Raw genomic sequence first — 21,450 nt, forward strand, 5'->3', positions numbered from 1 at the left:
TTTACCCTGCGATGACCCATGGCCGATTCTGCTTTTTTCTGCACCCTGTCTCATGAAGGCGTTCTCGCGGTTCGCGGCGCGGATGCCGGAAAATTCCTGCAAGGCCAACTGACCTGCAATCTCAACTACCTCAGTGACAGCCGTGCCAGCCTCGGCGCCCGTTGCACGCAAAAAGGCCGGATGCAGTCGAGTTTTCGCATTCTGCTCGACGCTGATGGCGTACTGCTGGCGATGGCCAGTGACCTGCTGGAGCCGCAACTGGCAGACCTGAAAAAATACGCGGTGTTCTCCAAATCGAAACTGACTGACGAAAGCGCCGCGTGGGTACGCTTCGGTCTGCAGCAGGGTGACATCGCCCTGTCCAGTCTCGGCCTCGACTTGCCGGCCGAAACCGACAGTGTCGTGCGCAACGAAGGCTTGATCGCGATTCGCGTCTCGCCTGATCGCGCCGAGCTCTGGGCGCCAGCCGATCAGGCTGATGCGATCAAAACCAAACTGACGGCCGCCCTGCCGGAAGGCGAACTGAATCAATGGCTGCTGGGCCAGATCCGCGCCGGTATCGGCCAGGTCATGCCGAGCACCCGCGAACTGTTCATCCCGCAAATGCTCAACCTGCAAGCCGTCGGTGGCGTGAGCTTCAAGAAAGGCTGTTACACCGGCCAGGAAATCGTCGCGCGCATGCAGTACCTGGGCAAACTCAAGCGTCGTCTGTATCGCTTGAGCCTGAATACCGCCGAACTGCCTGAGCCTGGCACGCAACTGTTTGCACCCAGCCACAACAGCGCCATTGGTGAAGTGGTGCTGGCCGCCAACGCGGGGCAAACCATTGAACTCCTGGCGGTGTTGCAGGCCGAAGCTGCTGAAGCCGGCGATGTGCATCTGGGCGCTCTTGAAGGCCCGGCGCTGCAGTTGCTCGACCTGCCGTATGAACTGGATCGTGACCGCGAAATCCAGCGCTGATCGCAGCATTTGTTGCAACACCCTAGAGAGTCTAAATGAGCGAACTGGCGGAAAAAGTCCAACAGGATTTGGTTGAGGCCATCGATAACGATGACCTGGTTCTGCCCACGTTGCCGGAAGTGGCCATGCAAATTCGCAAGGCCGCTGAAGACCCGGACATCAGCGTCAGCGACCTGAGCAAAGTGATCGGCCGTGACACGGCGCTGTCGGCGCGCCTGATCAAAGTGGTCAACAGTCCGCTGCTGCGCGCAACTCAGGAAGTCACCGACCTGCACACTGCCATCACCCGACTGGGGGTCAATTACAGCAGCAATCTGGCGATTGGTCTGGTGATGGAGCAAATCTTCCACGCCCGCTCCGAGGTGGTCGAACAGAAGATGCGCGAAGTCTGGCGCAAGAGTCTGGAGATCGCCGGCGTCAGCTATGCGTTGTGTCGGCGCTACACCCAGCTCAAGCCCGATCAGGCTGCACTGGGTGGGCTGGTGCATCAGATCGGCGTGCTGCCGATTCTGACTTACGCCGAAGATCACTACGAACTGCTGTCGGATCCGGTCAGCCTCAACCATGTGATCGATCACATTCACCCGCTGCTCGGCGACAAGCTGCTGCGGGTCTGGGAGTTTCCTGAACGGCTGGTGGAGTTGCCGGGGCTGTATCAGGATTTCAAACGCGACTCGGCGGAAATCGACTACGTCGATCTGGTGCAAGTGGCGAGCCTGTATTGCCACAAGGACAGCGATCATCCGTTTGCGCGCATCGATCCGCTGAGTGTTCCGGCGTTCCGAAAGCTTGGTATCGACCCCGAGAACAAGGCGTTGTGCGCGGATCTGGAAGAGTCGCGGACGATGTTTTACTGATCCAAGACCGAGGCGCGCCCTTCGCGAGCAGGCTCGCTCCCACTTTTGGAATGCATTCTCCTGTGGGAGCGAGCCTGCTCGCGAAGAGGCCTGCAAGAGCACCGCAGAATCATCCGGCAATAAAACTGACCCGCACCTTCAGACCCGCCTGTTGGCCATCGTGCAAACTGATCTGCGCCAGATGCGCCCGGCAAATCTCGCCGACAATCGCCAGCCCCAACCCGGAACCCGCGACCTGCTGATTACGTCGGTAAAAACGTTCGAAGACCCGGTCGCGTTCTTCCAGCGGAATACCCGGGCCGTCGTCTTCAACCTCAAGCACCGCCGGCGCCGTCACCCGCAAAATCACATTGCCGCCCGGCGGCGTGTGCGCCAGTGCGTTATCGACCAGATTGCTCAGCAGCTCATTGAGCAATGTCGGCTCACCACGCAACCACACCGGCTCATCCGCTTCCAGCGCCAACGCCACCCCGCGCTTATGCGCCAATGGCGCCATGGCCATGCCCAGTTCCCGGGCCAATTGGCTCAGATCAAGCAGCTGCGCGCCGCCCTCGGCAATCGCCCGCGCACCATTTTCGACGCGCGCCAGCGACAGCAATTGATTGGCCAGATGGGTCAGGCGATCGGTGCTCTGCGCGGAGGATTCCAAGGTCGTACGCCAGGTTTGCGGTTCACTCGAACGCAAGCCCAGCTCCAACCGCGCTTTCAACGCTGCCAGAGGCGTCCGCAGCTCATGCGCCGCATCGGCAATGAACTGCGCCTGCCTTTCGAACTGACCGCGCAGGCGCTCGGTGAAATGGTTGAGGCTGCGCACCAGCGGCCCAAACTCATGCTGCACTTCCACTAACGGCAACGGGCGCAAGTCATCGGGCTGACGCTCCTCCACCGCCGTGCGCAAACGCTCCAACGGGCGTAATGCTGCGCTGACCGCAAACCACACCAACAGCAACGCACCAATCGCCAGCATGCCCAAGCGCAGCAAGGTATCCGCCGCCAGACTGCGCGCCATGCTCACCCGCGCCTCGTCGGTTTCGGCCACACGGATTTCTGCCATGCCATTCATGTTGGGCTCTGTGACGGCTTTCAACAGACTGACGACGCGAACGTTCTGCCCTTTGTAAGTGGCGTTATAGAAACGCGCCAGCGCCGGGTAACTGTCGGTGCGCTTGGTGCCGGGTGGTGGGCCGGGCAGGTTTTCGTAGCCGGAAATCAGCTTCTGGTGGATGTCATTGACCTGATAATAAATCCGCCCCGCGCTGTCGTAAGCGAAGGTGTCGAGGGCCACGTAAGGCACATCGGCACTGAGGCTGCCATCACGCTGCGACAAACCGGCGGCAATCGTTCGCGCCGAAGCCAGCAACGTACGGTCATACGCGGTATCGGCGGCTTCGCGGCCATTCCAGTAAGCGCTCAAGCCACTGGCGAGCATCAGCACCACCAGCAGCAGCGCGAGGTTCCACAACAACCGCCAGCGCAGGCTGCTGGGCTTATGCATCGCGGCTTTCCAGCAGATAACCGAGGCCACGGAAGGTCACGATTGCTACGGGTTGGCCATCGAGTTTCTTGCGCAAGCGGTGCACGTAGATTTCGATAGCGTCGGGGCTGGCTTCTTCATCGAGGCCGAACACCTGCGCGGCCAGTTGCTCCTTGCTCATCACCCTTCCCGGCCGGGCGATCAGGGCTTCGAGCACGGCTTGCTCGCGAGAGGTCAGCGTGAGCAATTCGTCACCGAGCGTGAATCGTCGGGTGTCGAGGTCATAGGCCAGCACACCGCAGCGCTGCTGGCGCTCGCCACCGAGCACACTGCGGCGCAGCAAGGCTTTGACCCGCGCCTCCAGTTCAGTCAGTTCGAAAGGTTTGGCGAGGTAGTCGTCGGCGCCCAGATTGAGGCCGTGCACCCGGTCTTTCACGTCGCTGCGCGCGGTCAGCATCAGCACCGGCAGATTTTTTCCGCGCGCGCGCAACCGCGCCAACACCTCGAAACCGTCCATGCGCGGCAGACCAACATCGAGAATCGCCACGGCGTATTCCTCGCTGCTCAGCGCCAGGTCGGCGGCCACGCCATCGTGCAACACGTCCACGGTAAGACCGGTGCTCTTGAGCGCCTGAGCTACACTTTCGGCCAGTTGCAGATGGTCTTCGACGAGCAGAACACGCATGGATTTTTACCTCGTTAAGGGGTGGTCGACGCCACTCTTTGTCGCGGAGTTTACAGCCGCAACCGCCGCTGTGAAGCCCGAAAACCGTGAAAGTCGGCTGAAAGGTTAGCGAAAGGTTGGCCCGTTAGAGTCGGCCTACGGACAGTCCCGACTGCCGTCGCTGCTGCCACACAGCGATACGAAAAACGCCTCGAAGCGTTTTCGACCAATAAGAACAATAAACGGAGTACACCCCGCATGCCGTCCTTGCAGACCAAGGCTCTTACGCCTGTTCGTCCTTCCCGTTTCAGCCATACCGCCCTTGCCAGCGCCGCCGCCCTCGCCGGTTTTTCGCCGTTGAGTTTTGCCGACTTCATTGAAGACAGCAGCGCCACCTTCGAAACCCGCAACATGTACTTCAATCGCGACTTTCGCGATGGCACCAGCGCCCAGCAATCCAAGCGTGACGAATGGGCCCAGGGCTTCATGCTCAATTTGCAGTCGGGTTACACCGACGGCACCGTGGGGTTCGGTGTCGATGCATTGGGCATGCTCGGCGTCAAACTCGACTCGAGCCCGGACCGCACCGGCACCGGCCTGTTGCCGACCCACGATGACGGGCGCGCCGCCGACGAATACTCAAAGCTCGGCCTGACCGGCAAAGTAAAAATCTCCGCCACCGAACTGAAAATCGGCAGCCTGATTCCCGAACTGCCGATTCTCAAACCCAACGACGGGCGCATCCTCCCGCAGACCTTTGAAGGCGGCTTGCTGACCTCCAAAGAAATCAAGAACCTGACCTTCACCGGCGGCCGTCTGGAAAAAGCCAAGGATCGCGACAGCACCGATTTCGAGGACATCGCCCTCAACAACAAGAACAGCCGTTTTGCCGGCACCGCTGCCGGCAAGCACTTCGATTTTGGCGGCGTGGACTACAAGTTCACCGACAAGATCACCGGCAGTTACCACTTCGCCCAACTCGACGAAGTCTATAACCAGCACTTCTTCGGCCTGGTCGCTTCCCGGCCAATGGGCCCCGGCACTTTCGCCACCGACCTGCGTTTCGCAGTCAGTGACGATCAAGGCGCAGCCCGTGGCGGCGAGATCGACAACCGCTCACTCAACGGTCTGGTCAGCTATGCACTGAGCGGCCACAAGTTCAGCGCCGGTTATCAACACATGTCTGGCGACAGCGCCTTCCCCTATGTCGATGGCAGCGACCCGTATCTGGTCAACTTCGTGCAGATCAACGACTTCGCCGGAGCCGAAGAACGCTCCTGGCAAGCACGCTACGACTTCGACTTTGCCAAGCTCGGCATTCCAGGCCTGAGCTTCATGAGCCGCTACTTGAGCGGTGACAACATCAAGCTCAAGAACGGTGAAGAAGGCAAAGAGTGGGAGCGCAACACCGAGATCAAATATGTAGTACAAAGCGGCGCCTTGAAGGACGTTGCCGTGCGTTTGCGCAATGCCACTTACCGTTCCAATTACTCCGCCCGCGACGCCGATGAAGTGCGGTTGCTGGTGAGCTATAGCGTTGCCCTTTGGTAATTGATTGAAATGCCCTGGTGTTCTGGCCGCAAGATCAAAAGATCAACAGATCGCGGCCCGAGCCTTCGGCAGCTCCTACAAAAAGCCCTTACAACAAAAAACTGTGGAGAGACCAATGAATTTTTCACTGCGTAAAGTTGCATTAGCTGCCGGCATGATGCTGGTTGCCGGACAGTTGATGGCCGAACCGAAACGCCCGGAGTGCATCGCCCCGGCCTCGCCCGGCGGTGGTTTTGACCTGACCTGCAAACTGGCGCAAAGCGCGCTGGTCAACGAGAAGCTGCTGAGCAAACCGATGCGCGTGACCTACATGCCCGGCGGTGTTGGTGCGGTGGCCTACAACGCGGTGGTCGCTCAGCGCCCGGCCGATGCCGGCACGCTGGTAGCGTGGTCGAGCGGTTCGTTGTTGAACCTGGCGCAGGGCAAGTTCGGTCGTTTCGATGAAACCAACGTGCGCTGGTTGGCAGCAGTCGGCACCAGCTACGGTGCCATCGCGGTGAAAAGCGATTCGCCCTACAAGACCCTCGACGATCTCGTTCAGGCATTAAAGAAGGACCCTAGCTCCGTGGTCATCGGTTCCGGCGGCACCGTCGGCAGCCAGGACTGGATGCAAACCGCACTGATCGCCAAGGCCGCCGGCATCAACCCGCGTGACCTGCGCTATGTGGCGCTCGAAGGTGGCGGCGAGATCGCTACGGCCCTGCTCGGTGGCCACATTCAGGTCGGCAGCACCGACATCTCCGACTCCATGCCGCACATCCAGAGCGGCGACATGCGGCTGCTCGCGGTGTTCGCCGACAAGCGTCTCGACGAGCCGGAAATGAAAGACATCCCGACCGCCAAGGAGCAAGGCTACGACATCGTCTGGCCGGTGGTGCGCGGTTTCTATCTCGGGCCAAAAGTCAGCGACGAAGATTACGCCTGGTGGAAAGACGCCTTCGACAAACTGCTGGCCTCCGACGAGTTCGCCAAGCTGCGCGATCAGCGTGAACTGTTCCCGTTCGCCATGACCGGCCCGGAACTCGACACCTACGTGAAGAAGCAGGTCGCGGACTACAAAGTGCTGGCCAAAGAGTTCGGCCTGATCCAGTGATCGTCTCTGTCTAGCGGCTGCGTTCCCGATTGCGGGAACGCAGCACAGGAGCTCCCATGCTTATTCAACGCATTTTCGCCTCGGTGCTGTTGCTGGTCTGTGTCGGCCTGGCACTGATGGCGTGGCCGTATCAAGCGGCTTTTTCTTACGAACCGGTTGGCCCGCGCGCCTTCCCTCTGCTGATGCTCGCCCTGATGGGCACAGCGCTGCTGTACATGGTGTTCCGTCCGGCGCCGATCAAGCACAGCGAAGACGAGCCGCCACTGGATCGCGAAACCCTGAGCAAAATCGGCATCTGCGTGGTGCTGTTGCTGGTGTTCGCCGGCACCTTCGAGCCGCTGGGTTTCATCGTCGCCAGCATCGTCACCGGCATACCGATGGCGCGTCTGTATGGCGGCCGCTGGCTGCCGAGCATCGTGGTGACCACGCTGATGGCCATCGGTCTGTACCTCTTGTTCGACCGTGTGATGGACGTTCCGCTGCCCCTTGGCCTGCTCGACGTTCTGGAGAACTGATATGGATACTCTTGGCTATTTGGGCCAGGGCTTCGGCGTCGCGCTGAGTCCCTACAACCTGGTGACTGCGCTGTGCGGCACGCTGATCGGCACCGTTGTCGGGCTGTTGCCGGGCCTCGGTCCGATCAACGGTGTGGCGCTGCTGATCCCCATCGCATTTGCCCTTGGATTGCCGCCGGAATCGGCGCTGATCCTGCTGGCAGCGGTGTACCTGGGCTGCGAGTACGGCGGCCGGATCAGTTCGATCCTGCTGAACATTCCGGGCGAAGCCTCCACTGTAATGACCACCCTCGACGGCTACCCGATGGCCCGCAAAGGCCTGGCCGGTGTGGCGCTGTCGTTGTCGGCGTGGAGTTCGTTCATTGGCGCGTTCATCGCCACTTGCGGCATGGTGCTGTTCGCCCCGCTGCTGGCGAAGTGGGCGATTGCCTTTGGCCCGGCGGAATACTTCGTGCTGATGGTCTTCGCGATTGTCTGTCTCGGCGGCATGGCCGGTGATCGGCCGTTGAAAACCTTTATTGCGGCGCTGATCGGTCTGTTCCTGTCCACCGTCGGCATCGACGCCAACAGTGGCGTCTATCGGTTTACCGGCGACAACATTCATCTCACCGACGGCATTCAATTTGTCGTGCTGGTGCTGGGGCTGTTCTCGGTCAGCGAGATCCTGTTGCTGCTGGAGAAAACCCACCACGGCCAGGAAGCGGTGAAAGCCACGGGCCGGATGATGTTCAACTTCAAGGAAGCGTCTTCGGTGTTTGTGGTGAACATCCGTTGCGGCCTGCTCGGTTTTATCATGGGCGTGTTGCCGGGTGCCGGCGCAACGCTGGCCAGTGCTGTGGCCTACATGACCGAAAAACGCATCGCCGGTGCCGGTGGCAAATTCGGTGAAGGTGATGCCCGTGGCCTCGCGGCGCCGGAAACCGCTATCGGTGCTTCGGCCTGTGGCGCGCTGGTGCCAATGCTGACGCTGGGCGTTCCAGGTTCGGGCACCACGGCGGTGATGATCGGCGCGCTGTCGCTTTACAACATCACCCCAGGCCCGTTGCTGTTCCAGCAACAACCGGACATTGTCTGGGGCCTGATCGCCTCGTTGTTCATCGCCAACATCATGCTGGTCATCCTCAACATCCCGATGATCCGCATCTTTACCCGCATCCTCGCTGTGCCGAACTGGGCACTGGTGCCGGTGATCGCAATCATTACCGGGATCGGCGTCTACGCAGTGCACGCCACCACCTTCGACCTGTTCCTGATGGTCGGCATCGGCATCTTCGGTTACATCCTGCGCAAGCTCGACTTCCCGTTGTCACCGGTATTGCTGGGTTTCATCCTCGGCGGTCTGATGGAGCAGAACCTGCGTCGTGCGCTGTCGATTTCCAACGGTGCGCTGGAAATCCTCTGGTCGAGCCCGATCACCTTCGGTGTCTGGGTGCTGACCGCGCTGATGCTGATCTTCCCGCTGATCCGCATCTGGCGCAAACGTTCGGTCGCGCGTCGCGCCCTTGCCGATGTTTGATCGCGCCTCACTTAAATCCTGGTGGGGAACCCCGCTGGTCGGTCTGCTCGGCGGATACCTCGCCAGTCAGATCGGCTGGCCACTGCCGTGGATGGTCGGCTCGTTACTGGCGATCATTCTCGTGCGCTGCCTGACGCCGTGGCAGCTCACGGAAATCCCTGGCGGCCGCAAGTGCGGCCAGTGGATTGTCGGCATCGGCATCGGCCTGCATTTCACCCCGGGGGTGATGGAGCAGGTGCTCAGTCATTTCGGGTTGATCTTCTTCGGTGCGCTGGTCACCAGCTTGTCGGCGGTGGTCGGCGTATGGTTGATGCGGCGCACCGGTGAAGATCGCGCCACGGCATTTTTCTCCAGCATGCCCGGCGGCTCCGGGGAGATGGTCAACCTCGGCGCTCGTAACGGCGCGATGCTCAGCCACGTTGCGGCGGGACAAAGCTTGCGTGTTCTGGTGGTGGTGCTGTGTGTACCGGCAGCATTCAAGTACTTGCTGGGCGACGGCAATCCGATTTCTCATGCTGGCAGCGTCGATTGGCGCTGGCTGGCGATTCTGTTTCCGGCGGGTGGTTTGCTCGCGTGGCTTTGGCAGCGTTTACGGCAACCGAATCCGTGGCTATTCGGGCCGTTGCTGGTGAGTGCGGCAGTGAGCATTGGCTGGGATCTGCACATCGGTTTGCCCAACGGCGGCAGTCAGATTGGCCAGTGGTTGATTGGCAGCGGTTTGGGGTGTCACTTCAACCGGCAGTTCTTCCGCCGGGCGCCGTCATTCATGGGTCGCACATTGATCGGTACGGCGCTGACCATGTTGATCGCGACGTTGGCAGCGTTGGGATTGAGCGCGTTGACCCATCTGGATCTGCGTTCGCTGACGCTGGGCATGATGCCCGGCGGGATTGCCGAGATGAGTCTGACGGCGGAGACGCTGCAACTGTCGGTGCCGCTGGTGACGGCGATGCAGGTAATGCGGCTGTTGTTTGTGCTGTTTCTGGCGGAGCCGCTGTTCAAGTACTGGAATCGTAATCCCGAGTAAAACCGCGTCGCCCTTTTCGCGAGCAGGCTCGCTCCCACAGGGTTTTGGGGTGTGCACATAATCTGTGGCACCCACAACAACCTGTGGGAGCGAGCCTGCTCGCGAAGGGGCCCGCGCGGTCAACCGGTCAAACCGGCGGCAAACGCCATTCGATCGGCGTCTCGCCATTCTGCTCGAGAAACTTGTTGGTGCGGCTGAAGTGCCCGCAACCCAAAAAGCCGCGATACGCCGACAACGGCGACGGATGCACCGATGTCAGCACCAGATGCTTGGTCGCATCGATGAGCTTCTGCTTGCTCTGCGCATGCGCGCCCCAGAGCATGAACACCAGATGCGGCTGGCGCTCGCTGACCAGTTCGATGATCCGATCGGTGAAGAACTGCCAGCCCTTGTCTTTATGCGCATTGGCGTTGGCGCGCTCGACGGTCATGGTGGTGTTGATCATCAAAACCCCCTGATCGGCCCAGCTCTGCAAGTAGCCATGGTTGGGAATATCAATGTTGAGGTCGCGCTTCAACTCTTTATAGATGTTGACCAGCGACGGCGGTGCCGGCACGCCCGGTTGCACCGAAAAGCACAAGCCATGCGCCTGTCCCGGGCCGTGGTACGGGTCCTGGCCGAGGATCACCACTTTCACTTTTTCCAGCGGCGTCGAGTTCAGCGCATTGAAAATCATCGGTCCCGGCGGATAGATTTCCTTGCCGGCTGCGCGCTCCTGCTGCAGAAACTGGCGCAACTCTGCCATGTAAGGCTGGTCGAATTCAGCACGCAGTGCCTCCTTCCAGCTCGGTTCGAGTTTGATACGGTCGTCAGCAGTCATGGTCATACCCGGCAAAAACAATGGGGCGAACCCTAGGAAAGCCGACCACGCTTGTCAATTGATCTGACGCAGATCCGGCACTTTCCCATACAGCGATCATACTGAACGCTCAAATTCCCGATCGAGGTCACGATGAATCTGCACTTCGAAGAACTCACCGGCACCGACGGCGCCCGCATCGGTGTCGCCAGCCTGGATGCTGAAAAGTCGCTGAATGCGCTGTCCCTGCCGATGATCAACGCCCTCGGCGACAAATTGAATGCCTGGGCCAAGGATCCACAAATCGTCTGCGTATTGCTGCGCGGTAACGGCGCCAAAGCCTTCTGCGCGGGTGGCGAAGTGCGCAGTCTGGTCGATGCCTGTTTCGCCCATCCCGGCGAAGTGCCGCCACTGGCCGCACAATTTTTCGCTGCGGAATACCGCTTGGATTACAGCCTGCACACCTACCCGAAACCGCTGATCTGTTGGGGCCATGGTTATGTGCTCGGCGGTGGCATGGGCCTGCTGCAAGGCGCCAGCACACGGATTGTCACGCCGAGCAGCCGTCTGGCGATGCCGGAAATCACCATCGGTTTGTATCCGGATGTCGGCGCCAGTTGGTTCCTGTCGCGGCTGCCGGGCAAGCTCGGGTTGTTTCTCGGCCTGACGGGTGCGCACATGAACGGGCGCGATGCGATCGACCTGGATCTCGCCGACCGTTTTCTGCTCGACGAACAGCAGCCACAACTGCTCGAAGGCCTGTTGCAGTTGAACTGGCAGGAACAGACCGACATGCAACTCAACAGCCTGCTCAAGGCGCTGCAGCAAGAAGCCGTGGCGCAGATGCCCGAAGCGCAATGGTTGCCGCGCCGTCCGTTGATCGATGAGTTACTGGATGTCAGCGACGTGACCTGCGCCTGGAAAGCCATCAGCCTGCAGCGTGACAGCAGCGATCCTTTAATCGCACGCGCGGCTAAGACCATGAGCGAAGGCTCGCCACTGACTGCGCACCTGGTCTGGGAACAGATCCTCCGCGCGCGGCATATGTCATTGGCCGAAGTCTTTCAGATGGAATACACCCTGAGCCTCAACTGCTGCCGACACCCGGAGTTCAGCGAAGGGGTGCGAGCGCGGCTGATCGACAAGGATCAGAAGCCGCATTGGCACTGGCCGGATATCAACAGCGTGCCGGATGCAGTGGTTGAGGCGCACTTTCACAAGGTCTGGGAAGGGCGGCATCCGTTGGCGGATTTGACGCAGTACTGACTTTCCAGGGTGAAATTCAGACACAAAAAAAGCGGCGCTCAATGCGCCGCTTTCTATTGCGGGTGATTACCAGCGGTTGCCCCGCCCATTGTGGTCGCCACGTCCGCTGTGTCGGTCGTAGTTGCCGCGACCCCGGTGATCGTTGTCCCAACCGCCGCGACGGTGGCCGTCCCAGTTGCCACGATCATTGCCGTGCCAGCGGCGGCTCTCGTAGTAGCGTGGAGCGGGTTGATAGTAGCGCGGCGCCGGTTGGTAATACCGCGGTTGCTGGTAATAACGCGGTGCTGGCTGGTAGTAGCGCGGCGCCGAGTAGTACGTGCTGCCACCGCTGTAATAATTGCCGCCCGTGTTGTAGTAAGCCGGTGCGGGTGAGGTGTAGACCTCGGAGCTGTAATACGAGTCCGCGTAAGAGTAAGGGGCGCAACCGGCAACGGAAAACATCAACGCAGCAAGCAGTAGGATTCGTCTATACATGGCGGCCTCCTTGGACCGCGGGTGGGCCACACCAGCGACGCTGGCGGGCGTCAGTCGATTATTCGGTGACTGACGAAAAATCAGACAGCGTTTTCGGCATCTGGTGCGTTTCTGCAACAAGTTGAAACAAGTGATTTATGAAACCCTGTTCATCCGCAAAACGTCGTCATTCAGCAACTGATTAATGGTGGCCACCATGATATCCGCCTCCGTGATAACCCCGTCCGTAACCACCTCGATAACCGTAGCCGCCGTAGTAATAGCGGGCGCCGCCGTAGTAACGCGGGCCGTAATAACCACCGTAGTAATAAGGCGAGTAATAGCCGGGATAGTAGTAAGTGGCAGGATAGGCGTCGTAGGGGCCGGCGTAGTAGTAACAACCGGACAAACCAAAAATCAGAACTGCACCGAGCAACATCTTCTGTACACGCATGGCGGCCTCCTGAAAGACCCACGGCCGCACCAGGACAGAGCAGCCGACACAGTTTTGACTGATACGGATCAATCAAGTGCCCAACCAGTACTGACATCAGATCAGCGGTGGCCATACCCAACGCAGCCCCCTGTGGCAGCGAGCCTGCTCGCGATAGCAGTGTGTCAGTCATCCAGTTATTTGCAGAAACTGCCCTTAGAATGCACACCATCGGCCGCCGCTTCGTTCGATGACACCTTGCACAGCCTGCTGTCGCGGGCCGATCATGCGGCGTACCGGGCCAGACAAACCGGCCGCAATCGCACCTGCGTGGAAAAGCCTCACTCGACTTATGCCTGAATCCGACGTTTCACCCGACCTTTGCCCGGCCTGCGGCGCCCGCAACGATTGCACCCTGGCCGACCCACGCACCGCCGATCGCGAATGCTGGTGCTACGCCGTGACTATTGATCCGGCCGTGCTCGAAGCCTTGCCGGCGGAACTGCGCAACAAATCCTGCCTGTGCCCGCGCTGCGCGCAAGTCGAGGCGCAACTGCAAGCGGCCAAACGCGTGATCCCGTAAGATGCGCGCCCCTTCACCCGCCGAACTCTGAACATGCGCGTCGACCGTTTTCTCAGCAACCTGCCCCGCTACAACCGTCAGCAGGTTCGCCTGTTGCTGGTGGAAAAGCGCGTGCGGATTGACGGAAAAGTCGTCAGCGATCCGCACAGCGATGTCCTCGAGTTCAGCCGTGTCGAAGTCGATGACGAGGTGCTGCAACCCGGCAAACCGGCCCGCTACTTCATGCTGCACAAGCCGCCCGGCTGCGTCAGCGCCACCCGCGACCCGCAGCATCCGACCGTGCTCGACCTGATCGACGAACCCGACAAGGACGACTTGCATATCGCCGGACGCCTGGACTTCAACACCACCGGGTTGATGCTGATCACCAACGATGGCACGTGGTCGCGACGCCTGACCCAACCGCAAACCAAACTGCCAAAGGTCTATTACGTCGAAACCGAGCAGGAGATTGGCGCGCAATATGCGATCACCTTTGCCCAAGGGATTTACTTCGCCTTCGAGAACCTGACCACGCAACCGGCGCAGCTGGAGTTGCTCGGCCCACGGTCGGCGCGCCTGAGCATCGTCGAGGGTCGCTACCATCAGGTGAAGCGCATGTTTGGCCACTTCAACAACAAAGTGCTGCGCCTGCACCGCGAATCCATGGGCCCGTTGCGGCTGGATAACGCGCTAAAACCGGGCGAGTACCGCGCTTTACGCACCGATGAGATTCATTTGTTCTAAGCCAGCGACCGCTCAGCAGAAGTTGTCGAACAATTTACCAACGGCACTTGCGCGATCCTGATCCCCCTGCTTGAATCAGGACGTCGGCCAAATTGTGACCGATGAGTCACACCATACCTCTAAGAAACTTTTTGCCGGTCGTCAGCCCTCTGGGTTGCGCCTCAGCCGGCAGACTGCCCGCCAATAACAACACCCGTCGACCTGCCGTAACGGATCGACATGGGCCAAGCAAATTCCAGGCGTATGCCTACCTGTCACAAAGCTCGTGCAATCTCTATTTGCGCGCATACCCGCTTGCTTGCCAGGAGTCTTATGACATGAGGCCAGAAATCGCTGTGCTGGATATACAGGGTCAGTATCGGGTTTACACGGAGTTCTATCGCGCAGACGCCGCAGAAAAGACCATCATTCTGGTCAACGGCTCGATGGCCACGACTGCGTCGTTTGCACAGACTGTGAAAAACCTGCACCCGCAATTCAACGTGGTTTGCTATGACCAGCCTTACGCGGGCCGATCAAAAGCGCACAACCGCCACGAAAAGCCGCTGACCAAGGAGGTCGAAGGGCAGATTCTGCTCGAGTTGATTGACCACTTCGCCGCCGAGCACGTGCTGTCGTTTTCCTGGGGCGGCGCCGCGACACTGGTCGCCCTCGCCCACCAGCCTCGACGCATAGAAAGGGCCGTGATCAGCTCGTTCTCGCCGGTGATCAACGCACACATGCTCGATTACCTCGAACGCGGCGTCGACTACCTCGGCCAACGCGACGGCGACCGCGTCGGCCACTTGGTCAACAACACCATCGGCAAACATCTGCCATCACTGTTCAAGCGCTTCAACTATCGCCACGTCAGCAGCCTGGCCGAGCACGAATACGGGCAGATGCATTTCCACATCAGCGATGTGCTGCACAGCGATCGCCAGTGCTATTTGAACGCAGCGAAGAAGATCAACGTGCCGGTGCTGTTTCTAAACGGCGAATGGGACGAGTACACCGCTGCCGAAGATGCGCGCCTGTTCGGCAATCATGTGGCGCAGAGCACGTTTACCACTCTGCAAGCCACCGGGCACTTTCTCGACATGGAGCACAAGGCTGCCTGCCGTGACAGTCAGAATGCCTTGCTCGGGTTTCTGAAACCGGCACCGCAGACCAGCCGAACGCGTTACTCGTTTGTTCAGGATCAACATGCATTGGCCATTTGAAAGCGTGTCGTCGCGAGCGAGTCTGCAGGGTTGAGATTTTGCTTTACGCACCGCAGTGCTCGCCCGCGATTGACCGTTTTCAGTGATTTAAAGCGTTCATGAGTAAAAGAAAAACTTCAAATCCGTGGCCGAGTCTGGTACAAAGTCAGCCGCTCTGAGCGGGTATAGTTTAATGGTAGAACAGTAGCTTCCCAAGCTTCCGACGAGGGTTCGATTCCCTCTACCCGCTCCACTCAAATATCGGTCTAACGTTGCGCTTTTCGACGGGAGATCAGGAACAGAAAAAACCGGCCTTGATGGCCGGTTTTTTTGTGTCTGGGATTTGATGTTTGCCATCTGGGCAGTACGGAACCTTTCAGAAACACTCCGTTGATTGCAGATTCGCCAGTCCCCTCTACGCTTCGGGTTCTCTAATGACAACAAGTGGAGTCTGTTCAAGGGAATGATCTGGCGCTCGGTACAGAAAATCCGGAGCACACGGCAAATCACTGCTCACTCTAAGAGGTTGCGCGCTCAGTGCAGGAAGATAAAAGGCAGGGAATGACGGAAGCGGAGCAGGCCATCTGGGATGGTGCAATCAAGTTTGCTCGATCAAACAAGAAAGCTATCGGTATGCGGCTAACCGATCAGGCCACCTATCCTCCCGAAAAAGAGCCTGTTTCGGTATTCATGGCAGGTTCGCCGGGCGCTGGTAAAACAGAGGCATCATTAGCCCTGCTGAACCTCTTCTCCGATACCCCCATCCTGCGAATCGATCCAGACGAGCTCAGAAACGAATTTGAAGCCTATCAAGGTGGCAATGCCTGGCTTTTCCAAGGAGCCGTTTCAATTCTCGTCGGAAAGCTGATTGACCTTGCCCTGGAGCGAAAACAGTCTTTCCTGCTGGACGGGACGCTTTCCAATATGGAGATCGCAAGGAAAAATGTGCAGCGCTGCCTAGACAAAGGGAGATTTGTGCAAATTCTCTACGTCTATCAAGATCCTAGACTTGCCTGGTCCTTTGTCAGAGCCCGTGAGGAAGCCGAAGGACGAAGGATTCGACCGGAGCATTTCGTCGACCAATACTTTGCAGCGCGTGACGTGGTAAACACCCTTAAGCTAGAGTTTGGCAAGGACATTCATGTCGATCTGCTCGTGAAGCACATTGATAATTCTGGACGCCTCTACAAGGCTGGCGTCGACAAGATCGACTACCATATCCCCGAGAAGCATACGAGACACGATCTGATGGCCATGCTTGGGATCAATGACGGAGTAACCCCATGAAATTCGGATCCACAAAAGAGTCCACGAGTCCATTCGCAGACTTCATTCGGAATGCGAAATCGGAAGAGAAGAAGCGCGTTTACAGTGAAGTGCTCACCGAAGCTACCAAAAAACAGAATGAAGTGATGTCGGCGGCGCGTGAAAAGCAGGCGTGATTACTTTACTGAATTTTAAAAAAAGCCCGGCAAAGTGCCGGGCTTTTTCTTTCTGGTATTTACCGTACCGCAATGTCTATTCCAGTTTTTAATCTTTGCCCCGTTGCAGAATGATTCAGAAACACACCGTTGATTGCAGAAACGCCATCCCCCTTTACGCTTTGATCTCTCTAACAAAAAGCGCTGCGTGCTCAAGGGGATGATCTAGATGCTCTATCCAATCGCAATGTCTGCCAGTGACGGTGAATGTGCCTGGGGGGTTGAGGTGCCGGATCTGCCGGGGTGTTTTTCTGCCGGAGAGGATCAAGAGGATGCCATTGAGATGGCAAAAGCGGCCATAGAGGCCCACATCGAAATTCTGGCGGAAAGTGGTGCAGCCATTCCGGTCGCTGGGAAACTTGGAACTCACTTCTCCATTCAGAAATACGCGGGCTGCGTTTGGGCGTTGGTGGATGCGGATGTCGGTCGGTGCCTCGGGAGTCCGCAGGAACTGAGTATTACGCTACCGGGCTACCTGCTGGAGCGGATTGATCTTCACGTTCACCATCATCCGGAGGAGAAGAATCGTTCGGCGTTTTTGACTTCGGCGGCCTTGCGGATGTTGGCGCCTTGAATCGTGAATGTTCGTAGGCGCAACTATAAAAAACCGGCCCTTAAAGCCGGTTTTTTGTGTCTGCTACAAATCGACGATTTTTTGATTACTCAGCCGGCACAACCTTATCCAGGGCCTGATTCACCGCCAATTCGCCCAACATCACAACCTGCGCGATACCGAGTGCGGTCTTGCGGTGTGAGGTGTCCAGCAGCGCGGCGAAGTTGCTGAGCATGGTGGTGGCCGAGCCGAGTGTTTCGCTGGCGTTGGCCAGCAGAGACTCGGTGTCGTAGGCAGGGTTGGCGAGGTACATCGGTTCGGTTTCGTGGGTGGAACCCATGATTCTGGCCGTAGGGCTGAGATAGTGGTCGAGGGCGCGTTCGGCGGCTTCGTGGAATTTCTTTGAGTTGGGTGATCCGTAGGGGGATGCCGGATCGGTTTCCGGCGGATTGGGCGTAACTTTGAACATTGGATTGAGACCTTTTAGTAAGGCCGCAACCGATCTCGCTACTAAACGGATGGGTGGCAGCTGTGCGCAAGTTAGTAGACCGGACCCCAATCCAAATCCGGCGCACCCGAGGGCGCCATGCGCACAGCCACCATTAGGTACAAGCATTCGCCTGACTGAGTGGTACTCATGCAGCTATTTAGATTGAGGATGCCGGGCTACTAAACCCGATCACTGGAAATCAGTGACGCGAACCAAGTTACCGACCGCCTCCCAAGCGCACAAGCCGGCGGATTCTGGCTTAGCGGTAGGCAACGGCGCAAGGATTTGTAGGCTTCAGGTCGTAACACTGCACGACTTGAAACACGCCACTCGGAATACGTTTATACGGCGATAACACATAGCGATTTTTCCGATATTACAGATCCACAACACTCCATCGGTTTTCACCTCCCGCCCAACCAACTAGCATTTCCCCATCGACCACGCCCCTCCCCCTGCGCGGCCATCGACGAATACGCGCCTTCACTTTCGAGGGATTCCAATCGCGGCCACTGCGCCGCTGACGACCGAAATCAAAAGAGCATTTCACCATGACGCAAAACATCTACGACGATCCCGAATTTTTCCAGGGCTACAGCCAGATGAACCGCTCTATCGGCGGCCTTGATGCCGCGCCGGAATGGCCGGCGCTCAAGGCGCTGCTGCCGTCACTGCACGGTTTGCAAGTGGTCGATCTGGGCTGCGGTTATGGCTGGTTCAGCCGCTGGGCCAGCGAGAACGGCGCCGCCGACGTGCTGGGCCTGGATGTCTCGCAGAAGATGCTGGAACGGGCACGCAATACCACTACCGCAGCGAACATCCGCTACGAGCGCGCCGACCTTGAACAACTCGATCTGCCCACTTGCCATTTCGACCTGGCCTACAGCTCCCTGGCGCTGCACTACATAAAGGATCTGCCAGGGCTGTTTGCACATCTGTACGCGGCGTTGAAACCGGGCGCGCACTTTGTCTTTTCCATCGAACACCCGATCTTCATGGCGCCGCGCAACCCCGGTTGGCTGATCGACAGCGAAGGCCACAAACGCTGGCCGCTCGACAGCTATCAGAGGGAAGGCGAGCGGGTAACCAACTGGTTGGCCGAGGGCGTGATCAAACAGCACCGCACGCTCGGCACACTGCTGAACACGTTGATTGGCGCAGGTTTCACGATTCGTCACGTCAACGAATGGGGGCCGAGCGATCCCGACGTGGCGGCGCAACCGGCGCTGGCCGAGGAACGTGAACGGCCGATGATGTTGCTGGTTTCAGTGCAGCGCTGAGGGCAAACCTTTCAACCGATTTGTACAGATTTAGAGTGATAATGCGCGCGCGGCTCGGCGCCTGTTCTTTGGGCGCCGAGGCAACTGATCATCCATCAAGGAAGCACGATGCAGATTACTCAGGGACAACGACTGCCACTGTCAAACATTCTCCAGGGACAATCGCTCACACTCGCGATGCAAATTCAGTCCAGCGATGTCATCGACTTCGTCTGCTTCGGCGTCGACGCCCAAGGCAAGCTGTCTGACGACCGCTACATGGTGTTCTTCAATCAACCGACCACGCCGTGTGCCAGCGTCAGGATCGAAGACCAGGGCCGCTTTCAGATCAACCTCGCGCAATTGCCGGCTACCATTGATCGCCTGGTGTTCACCGCCTCGATTGATGGCGCCGGGGCGATGAGCGCCATTGGCGCCAGTCACTTCAGCGTGTCCAACCCTGCCGGCCAGACGGTTGCCCAGTGTGCGTTTTCCGGGGCAACCTTCAGCGCCGAGAAAGCCATCATGGTCGCCGAGCTGTATCGCAAAAACGGCGAGTGGCGCCTGCTCTCGAACCTGCAAGGTTACGCCCAAGGCCTCGATGCGCTGGTGAATCACTTCGGTGGTGAAGTGGCTGAAAGCCCTGCACCAGCACCCGCGTCAACTCCTGCAAAAGTCTCTCTCGAGAAAAAGATCGCAGCGGCCGCGCCGCACCTGGCCAGCCTGGCCAAGAAAGCGCAGATCAGCCTGGAAAAAGCCAATCTCACCCAAACCAAGGCCCGCGTGGTGCTGGTGCTCGACGCTTCCGGCTCGATGAACCATCAGTACGCCAAAGGCCGGGTTCAGGAAGTCGTCGACCGGCTGCTGCCGCTCGCGGTGTCGTTCGATGAGGATGGTGAGCTTGATTGCTGGGCCTTCGGCGCCAAGCCATTGCAGCTCTCGCCAGTGACCCTGAGCAACCACAAGGGATTCATCGACAGCGACAGCCGTGGCTGGCGCAACTGGGAACTCGGCAGCCGGATCAACGATGAGCCCAAGGTCATCGAAAAGGTGCTTGAGCAGTTTCAACTGACCGCTGACGGTACGCCCATGTACGTCCTGTTCATCAGTGACGGCGGCGTCTCGGAAAGCCGCAAGATTACCCGGTTGATGGTCGAAGCCGCTCACCTGCCGATCTTCTGGCAATTCGTCGGGCTCGGCGGCAAGGGCTACGGGATTCTGGATAAGCTCGACACCCTGCCCGGACGCGTGGTCGACAACTGCGGCTTCTTCGCGCTGGACGACTTGCACGACATCTCGGAAGAACAACTCTACGACCTGTTGATGGCCGAGTTCCCGATCTGGCTGAAGGACGCCAAGGCCAAGGGCATTATTCGCTGAAGCCCGGCCCGCGCAGCCCTTGAAGCCTGCGCGGGATCACCCTCAGTCCAGATCGGACATCTGCAGCGGCGTGATCTCGGCAAACCGCGCCGAACGATCCAGCTTGACCCGCGCCCGGCACGCGTTGAGTGCCGCGATCGGCGCGCCGGCCTATCGGACAGGTGTTCGCTCAAGCCCTGCACCCGTTCAGGCGGCAGGCATCGCGATAAACGTTGAGCCATTCCATTTGTACTGTTCGACGCTTTCGACGCTCGGGCAGCAGTTGGCGTCGTCGGGGCCGACAGACAGCACTTTCAGCGCCAGTCTTTTCGCATCGAGCACCTGAACGTTCTGCACCCCTGATCCCACGACGAGCGTGCTGCGATAGTTCCAGCCATTGGCATCGGCATAGAACGTGGCCAGGGACTGGAAGTAACCGTTACCGCCCCCCTGCCCTTCGATGGTGTAAAGCACCACGGCGTCGTTGACGCCATCGTCATTGAGGTCGGCAAAAACCACCTGCCGGCCTTCCTTGTATTCGTCGCCACCGTCCTTGGCCAATTCAGCGGCGATCATGCGGTCAACCGCGCCATCGAGCGTTGCGGGCGTCGCCGCTGTTGCCGTAACAACCGGCTCCGCGGTGGCAGGCGCGGCGGGAGCGAGCTCTTTGCCGAGCAGAATGGCTGCTGTAGGCGACAGGGGCTCCCTTGCTTCAGCGCGCATCTCGCCGCGCACTTTTTCCAGCACAACGGACGTAAGTTGCTGCATGTCGGAGGCGAGGAAAAGTTGATTTCGCGTGTTGCCGAGCGGCTGGGCTTCACCCAGGAACCAACGCGCGAAGAAACCTGGACGTTTGCTTTCTTGCTGTTTGATCAAGCCTGTAATCAATTCATTGGCGGTCGGGACGAAGCGTTCATACACGTCCTTACCCAGCGCTTTTATGAGTGTGTCTTTCTCACGATCAATATTGCTGCGAGCCAACTCGAGCATGATGATGTTGGTATCAACCAGCTTGCTTTCGCATTCATTGGTGTAATTACCAAAACACGACTCACGGTATTCCTGCACGGCATTGTTGGCCTGGAAATCGTCGTAGGCACCACAGCCCGCCAACGTTGCCAGAACGCCGACCGCGCACATTCCACGAAACATTTGCATTTCCTTATCCCTTATCCCTTGTCCTTTCTGTACTGCCCGAATGACAGGCAAG

General features: G+C 58.9%; 23 protein-coding genes and 1 tRNA gene. 17 read left to right on the plus strand and 7 right to left on the minus strand.

Annotation, left to right across the window (positions count from 1 at the left end; all coding sequences use genetic code 11):
• The first annotated feature begins 18 nt into the window (after positions 1-18).
• Both JFT81_RS12745 and JFT81_RS12750 read left to right on the plus strand, forming a co-directional pair.
• The gene (locus JFT81_RS12745) at positions 19-960 is read left to right on the plus strand and encodes a folate-binding protein YgfZ (protein WP_201227581.1); all 942 of its coding nucleotides are present in this window, start codon (positions 19-21) and stop codon (positions 958-960) included.
• A gap of 35 nt (positions 961-995) precedes the next feature.
• Complete coding sequence (locus JFT81_RS12750) at positions 996-1,817, plus strand: HDOD domain-containing protein (RefSeq protein WP_201148615.1); 822 nt, start codon at positions 996-998, stop codon at positions 1,815-1,817.
• A 109-nt stretch (positions 1,818-1,926) separates the two neighbouring features.
• On the opposite strand, the gene JFT81_RS12755 is transcribed toward JFT81_RS12750, so the two are convergent.
• Entirely contained in the window at positions 1,927-3,312 is a 1,386-nt protein-coding gene (locus tag JFT81_RS12755; RefSeq protein ID WP_201227582.1) for a sensor histidine kinase, read from the minus strand.
• Complete coding sequence (locus JFT81_RS12760; RefSeq protein ID WP_201227583.1) at positions 3,305-3,976, minus strand: response regulator; 672 nt, start codon at positions 3,974-3,976, stop codon at positions 3,305-3,307. Before JFT81_RS12760 ends, JFT81_RS12755 begins: the two co-directional genes overlap by 8 nt.
• A 237-nt stretch (positions 3,977-4,213) precedes the next feature.
• On the opposite strand from JFT81_RS12760, the gene JFT81_RS12765 reads away from it, so the two are divergent.
• From JFT81_RS12765 to JFT81_RS12785, 5 genes are all read left to right on the plus strand, one after another.
• On the plus strand, positions 4,214-5,506 hold the full coding sequence (locus JFT81_RS12765) for an OprD family porin (protein WP_201227584.1): 1,293 nt from the start codon (positions 4,214-4,216) through the stop codon (positions 5,504-5,506).
• A 115-nt stretch (positions 5,507-5,621) separates the two neighbouring features.
• The gene (locus JFT81_RS12770; RefSeq protein ID WP_201227585.1) at positions 5,622-6,599 is read left to right on the plus strand and encodes a tripartite tricarboxylate transporter substrate binding protein; all 978 of its coding nucleotides are present in this window, start codon (positions 5,622-5,624) and stop codon (positions 6,597-6,599) included.
• A gap of 56 nt (positions 6,600-6,655) precedes the next feature.
• The gene (locus tag JFT81_RS12775) at positions 6,656-7,114 is read left to right on the plus strand and encodes a tripartite tricarboxylate transporter TctB family protein (protein ID WP_201227586.1); all 459 of its coding nucleotides are present in this window, start codon (positions 6,656-6,658) and stop codon (positions 7,112-7,114) included.
• Between the two features lies 1 nt (position 7,115).
• Positions 7,116-8,630, plus strand: coding sequence for a tripartite tricarboxylate transporter permease (locus tag JFT81_RS12780; protein ID WP_201227587.1), 1,515 nt, complete (start codon positions 7,116-7,118; stop codon positions 8,628-8,630).
• Positions 8,623-9,657 carry an AbrB family transcriptional regulator gene (locus JFT81_RS12785; RefSeq protein WP_201227588.1) on the plus strand — a complete coding sequence of 345 codons (1,035 nt, stop codon included), beginning with the start codon at positions 8,623-8,625 and terminating at the stop codon, positions 9,655-9,657. The genes JFT81_RS12780 and JFT81_RS12785 overlap by 8 nt, the downstream gene beginning before the upstream one ends.
• A gap of 127 nt (positions 9,658-9,784) precedes the next feature.
• Here the strand turns inward: JFT81_RS12785 and ung are convergent, their stop codons facing one another.
• Complete coding sequence (gene ung, locus JFT81_RS12790; protein WP_201149748.1) at positions 9,785-10,477, minus strand: uracil-DNA glycosylase; 693 nt, start codon at positions 10,475-10,477, stop codon at positions 9,785-9,787.
• A gap of 132 nt (positions 10,478-10,609) precedes the next feature.
• Between ung and JFT81_RS12795 the strand changes: the two genes are divergently transcribed.
• The gene (locus tag JFT81_RS12795) at positions 10,610-11,722 is read left to right on the plus strand and encodes an enoyl-CoA hydratase/isomerase family protein (protein ID WP_201227589.1); all 1,113 of its coding nucleotides are present in this window, start codon (positions 10,610-10,612) and stop codon (positions 11,720-11,722) included.
• Between the two features lie 66 nt (positions 11,723-11,788).
• On the opposite strand, the gene JFT81_RS12800 is transcribed toward JFT81_RS12795, so the two are convergent.
• Both JFT81_RS12800 and JFT81_RS12805 read right to left on the minus strand, forming a co-directional pair.
• The gene (locus tag JFT81_RS12800) at positions 11,789-12,196 is read right to left on the minus strand and encodes a hypothetical protein (RefSeq protein ID WP_201227590.1); all 408 of its coding nucleotides are present in this window, start codon (positions 12,194-12,196) and stop codon (positions 11,789-11,791) included.
• Positions 12,197-12,377: 181 nt separating this feature from the next.
• Positions 12,378-12,629: a hypothetical protein gene (locus JFT81_RS12805; RefSeq protein WP_201227591.1), complete on the minus strand. Its 252-nt coding sequence runs from the start codon at positions 12,627-12,629 to the stop codon at positions 12,378-12,380.
• Between the two features lie 331 nt (positions 12,630-12,960).
• Between JFT81_RS12805 and JFT81_RS12810 the strand changes: the two genes are divergently transcribed.
• The 7 genes from JFT81_RS12810 to JFT81_RS12840 all read left to right on the plus strand — a co-directional run bounded on the left by JFT81_RS12810 (position 12,961) and on the right by JFT81_RS12840 (position 17,153).
• Entirely contained in the window at positions 12,961-13,191 is a 231-nt protein-coding gene (locus JFT81_RS12810; protein ID WP_201227592.1) for a cysteine-rich CWC family protein, read from the plus strand.
• A 33-nt stretch (positions 13,192-13,224) separates the two neighbouring features.
• Positions 13,225-13,917 (plus strand): pseudouridine synthase, encoded by a 693-nt coding sequence (locus tag JFT81_RS12815; RefSeq protein WP_201227593.1) that lies wholly within the window; start codon positions 13,225-13,227, stop codon positions 13,915-13,917.
• Positions 13,918-14,234: 317 nt separating this feature from the next.
• Positions 14,235-15,119, plus strand: coding sequence for an alpha/beta hydrolase (locus tag JFT81_RS12820; protein WP_201149734.1), 885 nt, complete (start codon positions 14,235-14,237; stop codon positions 15,117-15,119).
• A 158-nt stretch (positions 15,120-15,277) separates the two neighbouring features.
• Positions 15,278-15,351, plus strand: a tRNA-Gly gene (locus JFT81_RS12825).
• A gap of 308 nt (positions 15,352-15,659) precedes the next feature.
• Positions 15,660-16,385, plus strand: coding sequence for a zeta toxin family protein (locus tag JFT81_RS12830; protein ID WP_201205165.1), 726 nt, complete (start codon positions 15,660-15,662; stop codon positions 16,383-16,385).
• Positions 16,382-16,540, plus strand: a complete 159-nt coding sequence (locus JFT81_RS12835; RefSeq protein WP_176091699.1) for a hypothetical protein — start codon at positions 16,382-16,384, stop codon at positions 16,538-16,540. Before JFT81_RS12830 ends, JFT81_RS12835 begins: the two co-directional genes overlap by 4 nt.
• Before the next feature lie 208 nt (positions 16,541-16,748).
• Positions 16,749-17,153: a type II toxin-antitoxin system HicB family antitoxin gene (locus JFT81_RS12840; RefSeq protein ID WP_201227594.1), complete on the plus strand. Its 405-nt coding sequence runs from the start codon at positions 16,749-16,751 to the stop codon at positions 17,151-17,153.
• 85 nt (positions 17,154-17,238) lie between these two features.
• Here JFT81_RS12840 and JFT81_RS12845 read toward each other — a convergent pair whose 3' ends face one another.
• On the minus strand, positions 17,239-17,601 hold the full coding sequence (locus tag JFT81_RS12845) for a DUF6124 family protein (RefSeq protein WP_201227595.1): 363 nt from the start codon (positions 17,599-17,601) through the stop codon (positions 17,239-17,241).
• Positions 17,602-18,173: 572 nt separating this feature from the next.
• Between JFT81_RS12845 and JFT81_RS12850 the strand changes: the two genes are divergently transcribed.
• Together JFT81_RS12850 and JFT81_RS12855 are read left to right on the plus strand one after the other, a co-directional pair.
• Positions 18,174-18,902 carry a class I SAM-dependent methyltransferase gene (locus JFT81_RS12850; protein WP_201227596.1) on the plus strand — a complete coding sequence of 243 codons (729 nt, stop codon included), beginning with the start codon at positions 18,174-18,176 and terminating at the stop codon, positions 18,900-18,902.
• Positions 18,903-19,010: 108 nt separating this feature from the next.
• Positions 19,011-20,261 (plus strand): VWA domain-containing protein, encoded by a 1,251-nt coding sequence (locus JFT81_RS12855; RefSeq protein ID WP_201227597.1) that lies wholly within the window; start codon positions 19,011-19,013, stop codon positions 20,259-20,261.
• Between the two features lie 186 nt (positions 20,262-20,447).
• Here JFT81_RS12855 and JFT81_RS12860 read toward each other — a convergent pair whose 3' ends face one another.
• Complete coding sequence (locus JFT81_RS12860; RefSeq protein ID WP_201227598.1) at positions 20,448-21,398, minus strand: hypothetical protein; 951 nt, start codon at positions 21,396-21,398, stop codon at positions 20,448-20,450.
• Between the last annotated feature and the right edge of the window lie 52 nt (positions 21,399-21,450).

The organism is Pseudomonas sp. TH43, assembly GCF_016650635.1.
Taxonomy (GTDB): Bacteria; Pseudomonadota; Gammaproteobacteria; order Pseudomonadales; family Pseudomonadaceae; genus Aquipseudomonas.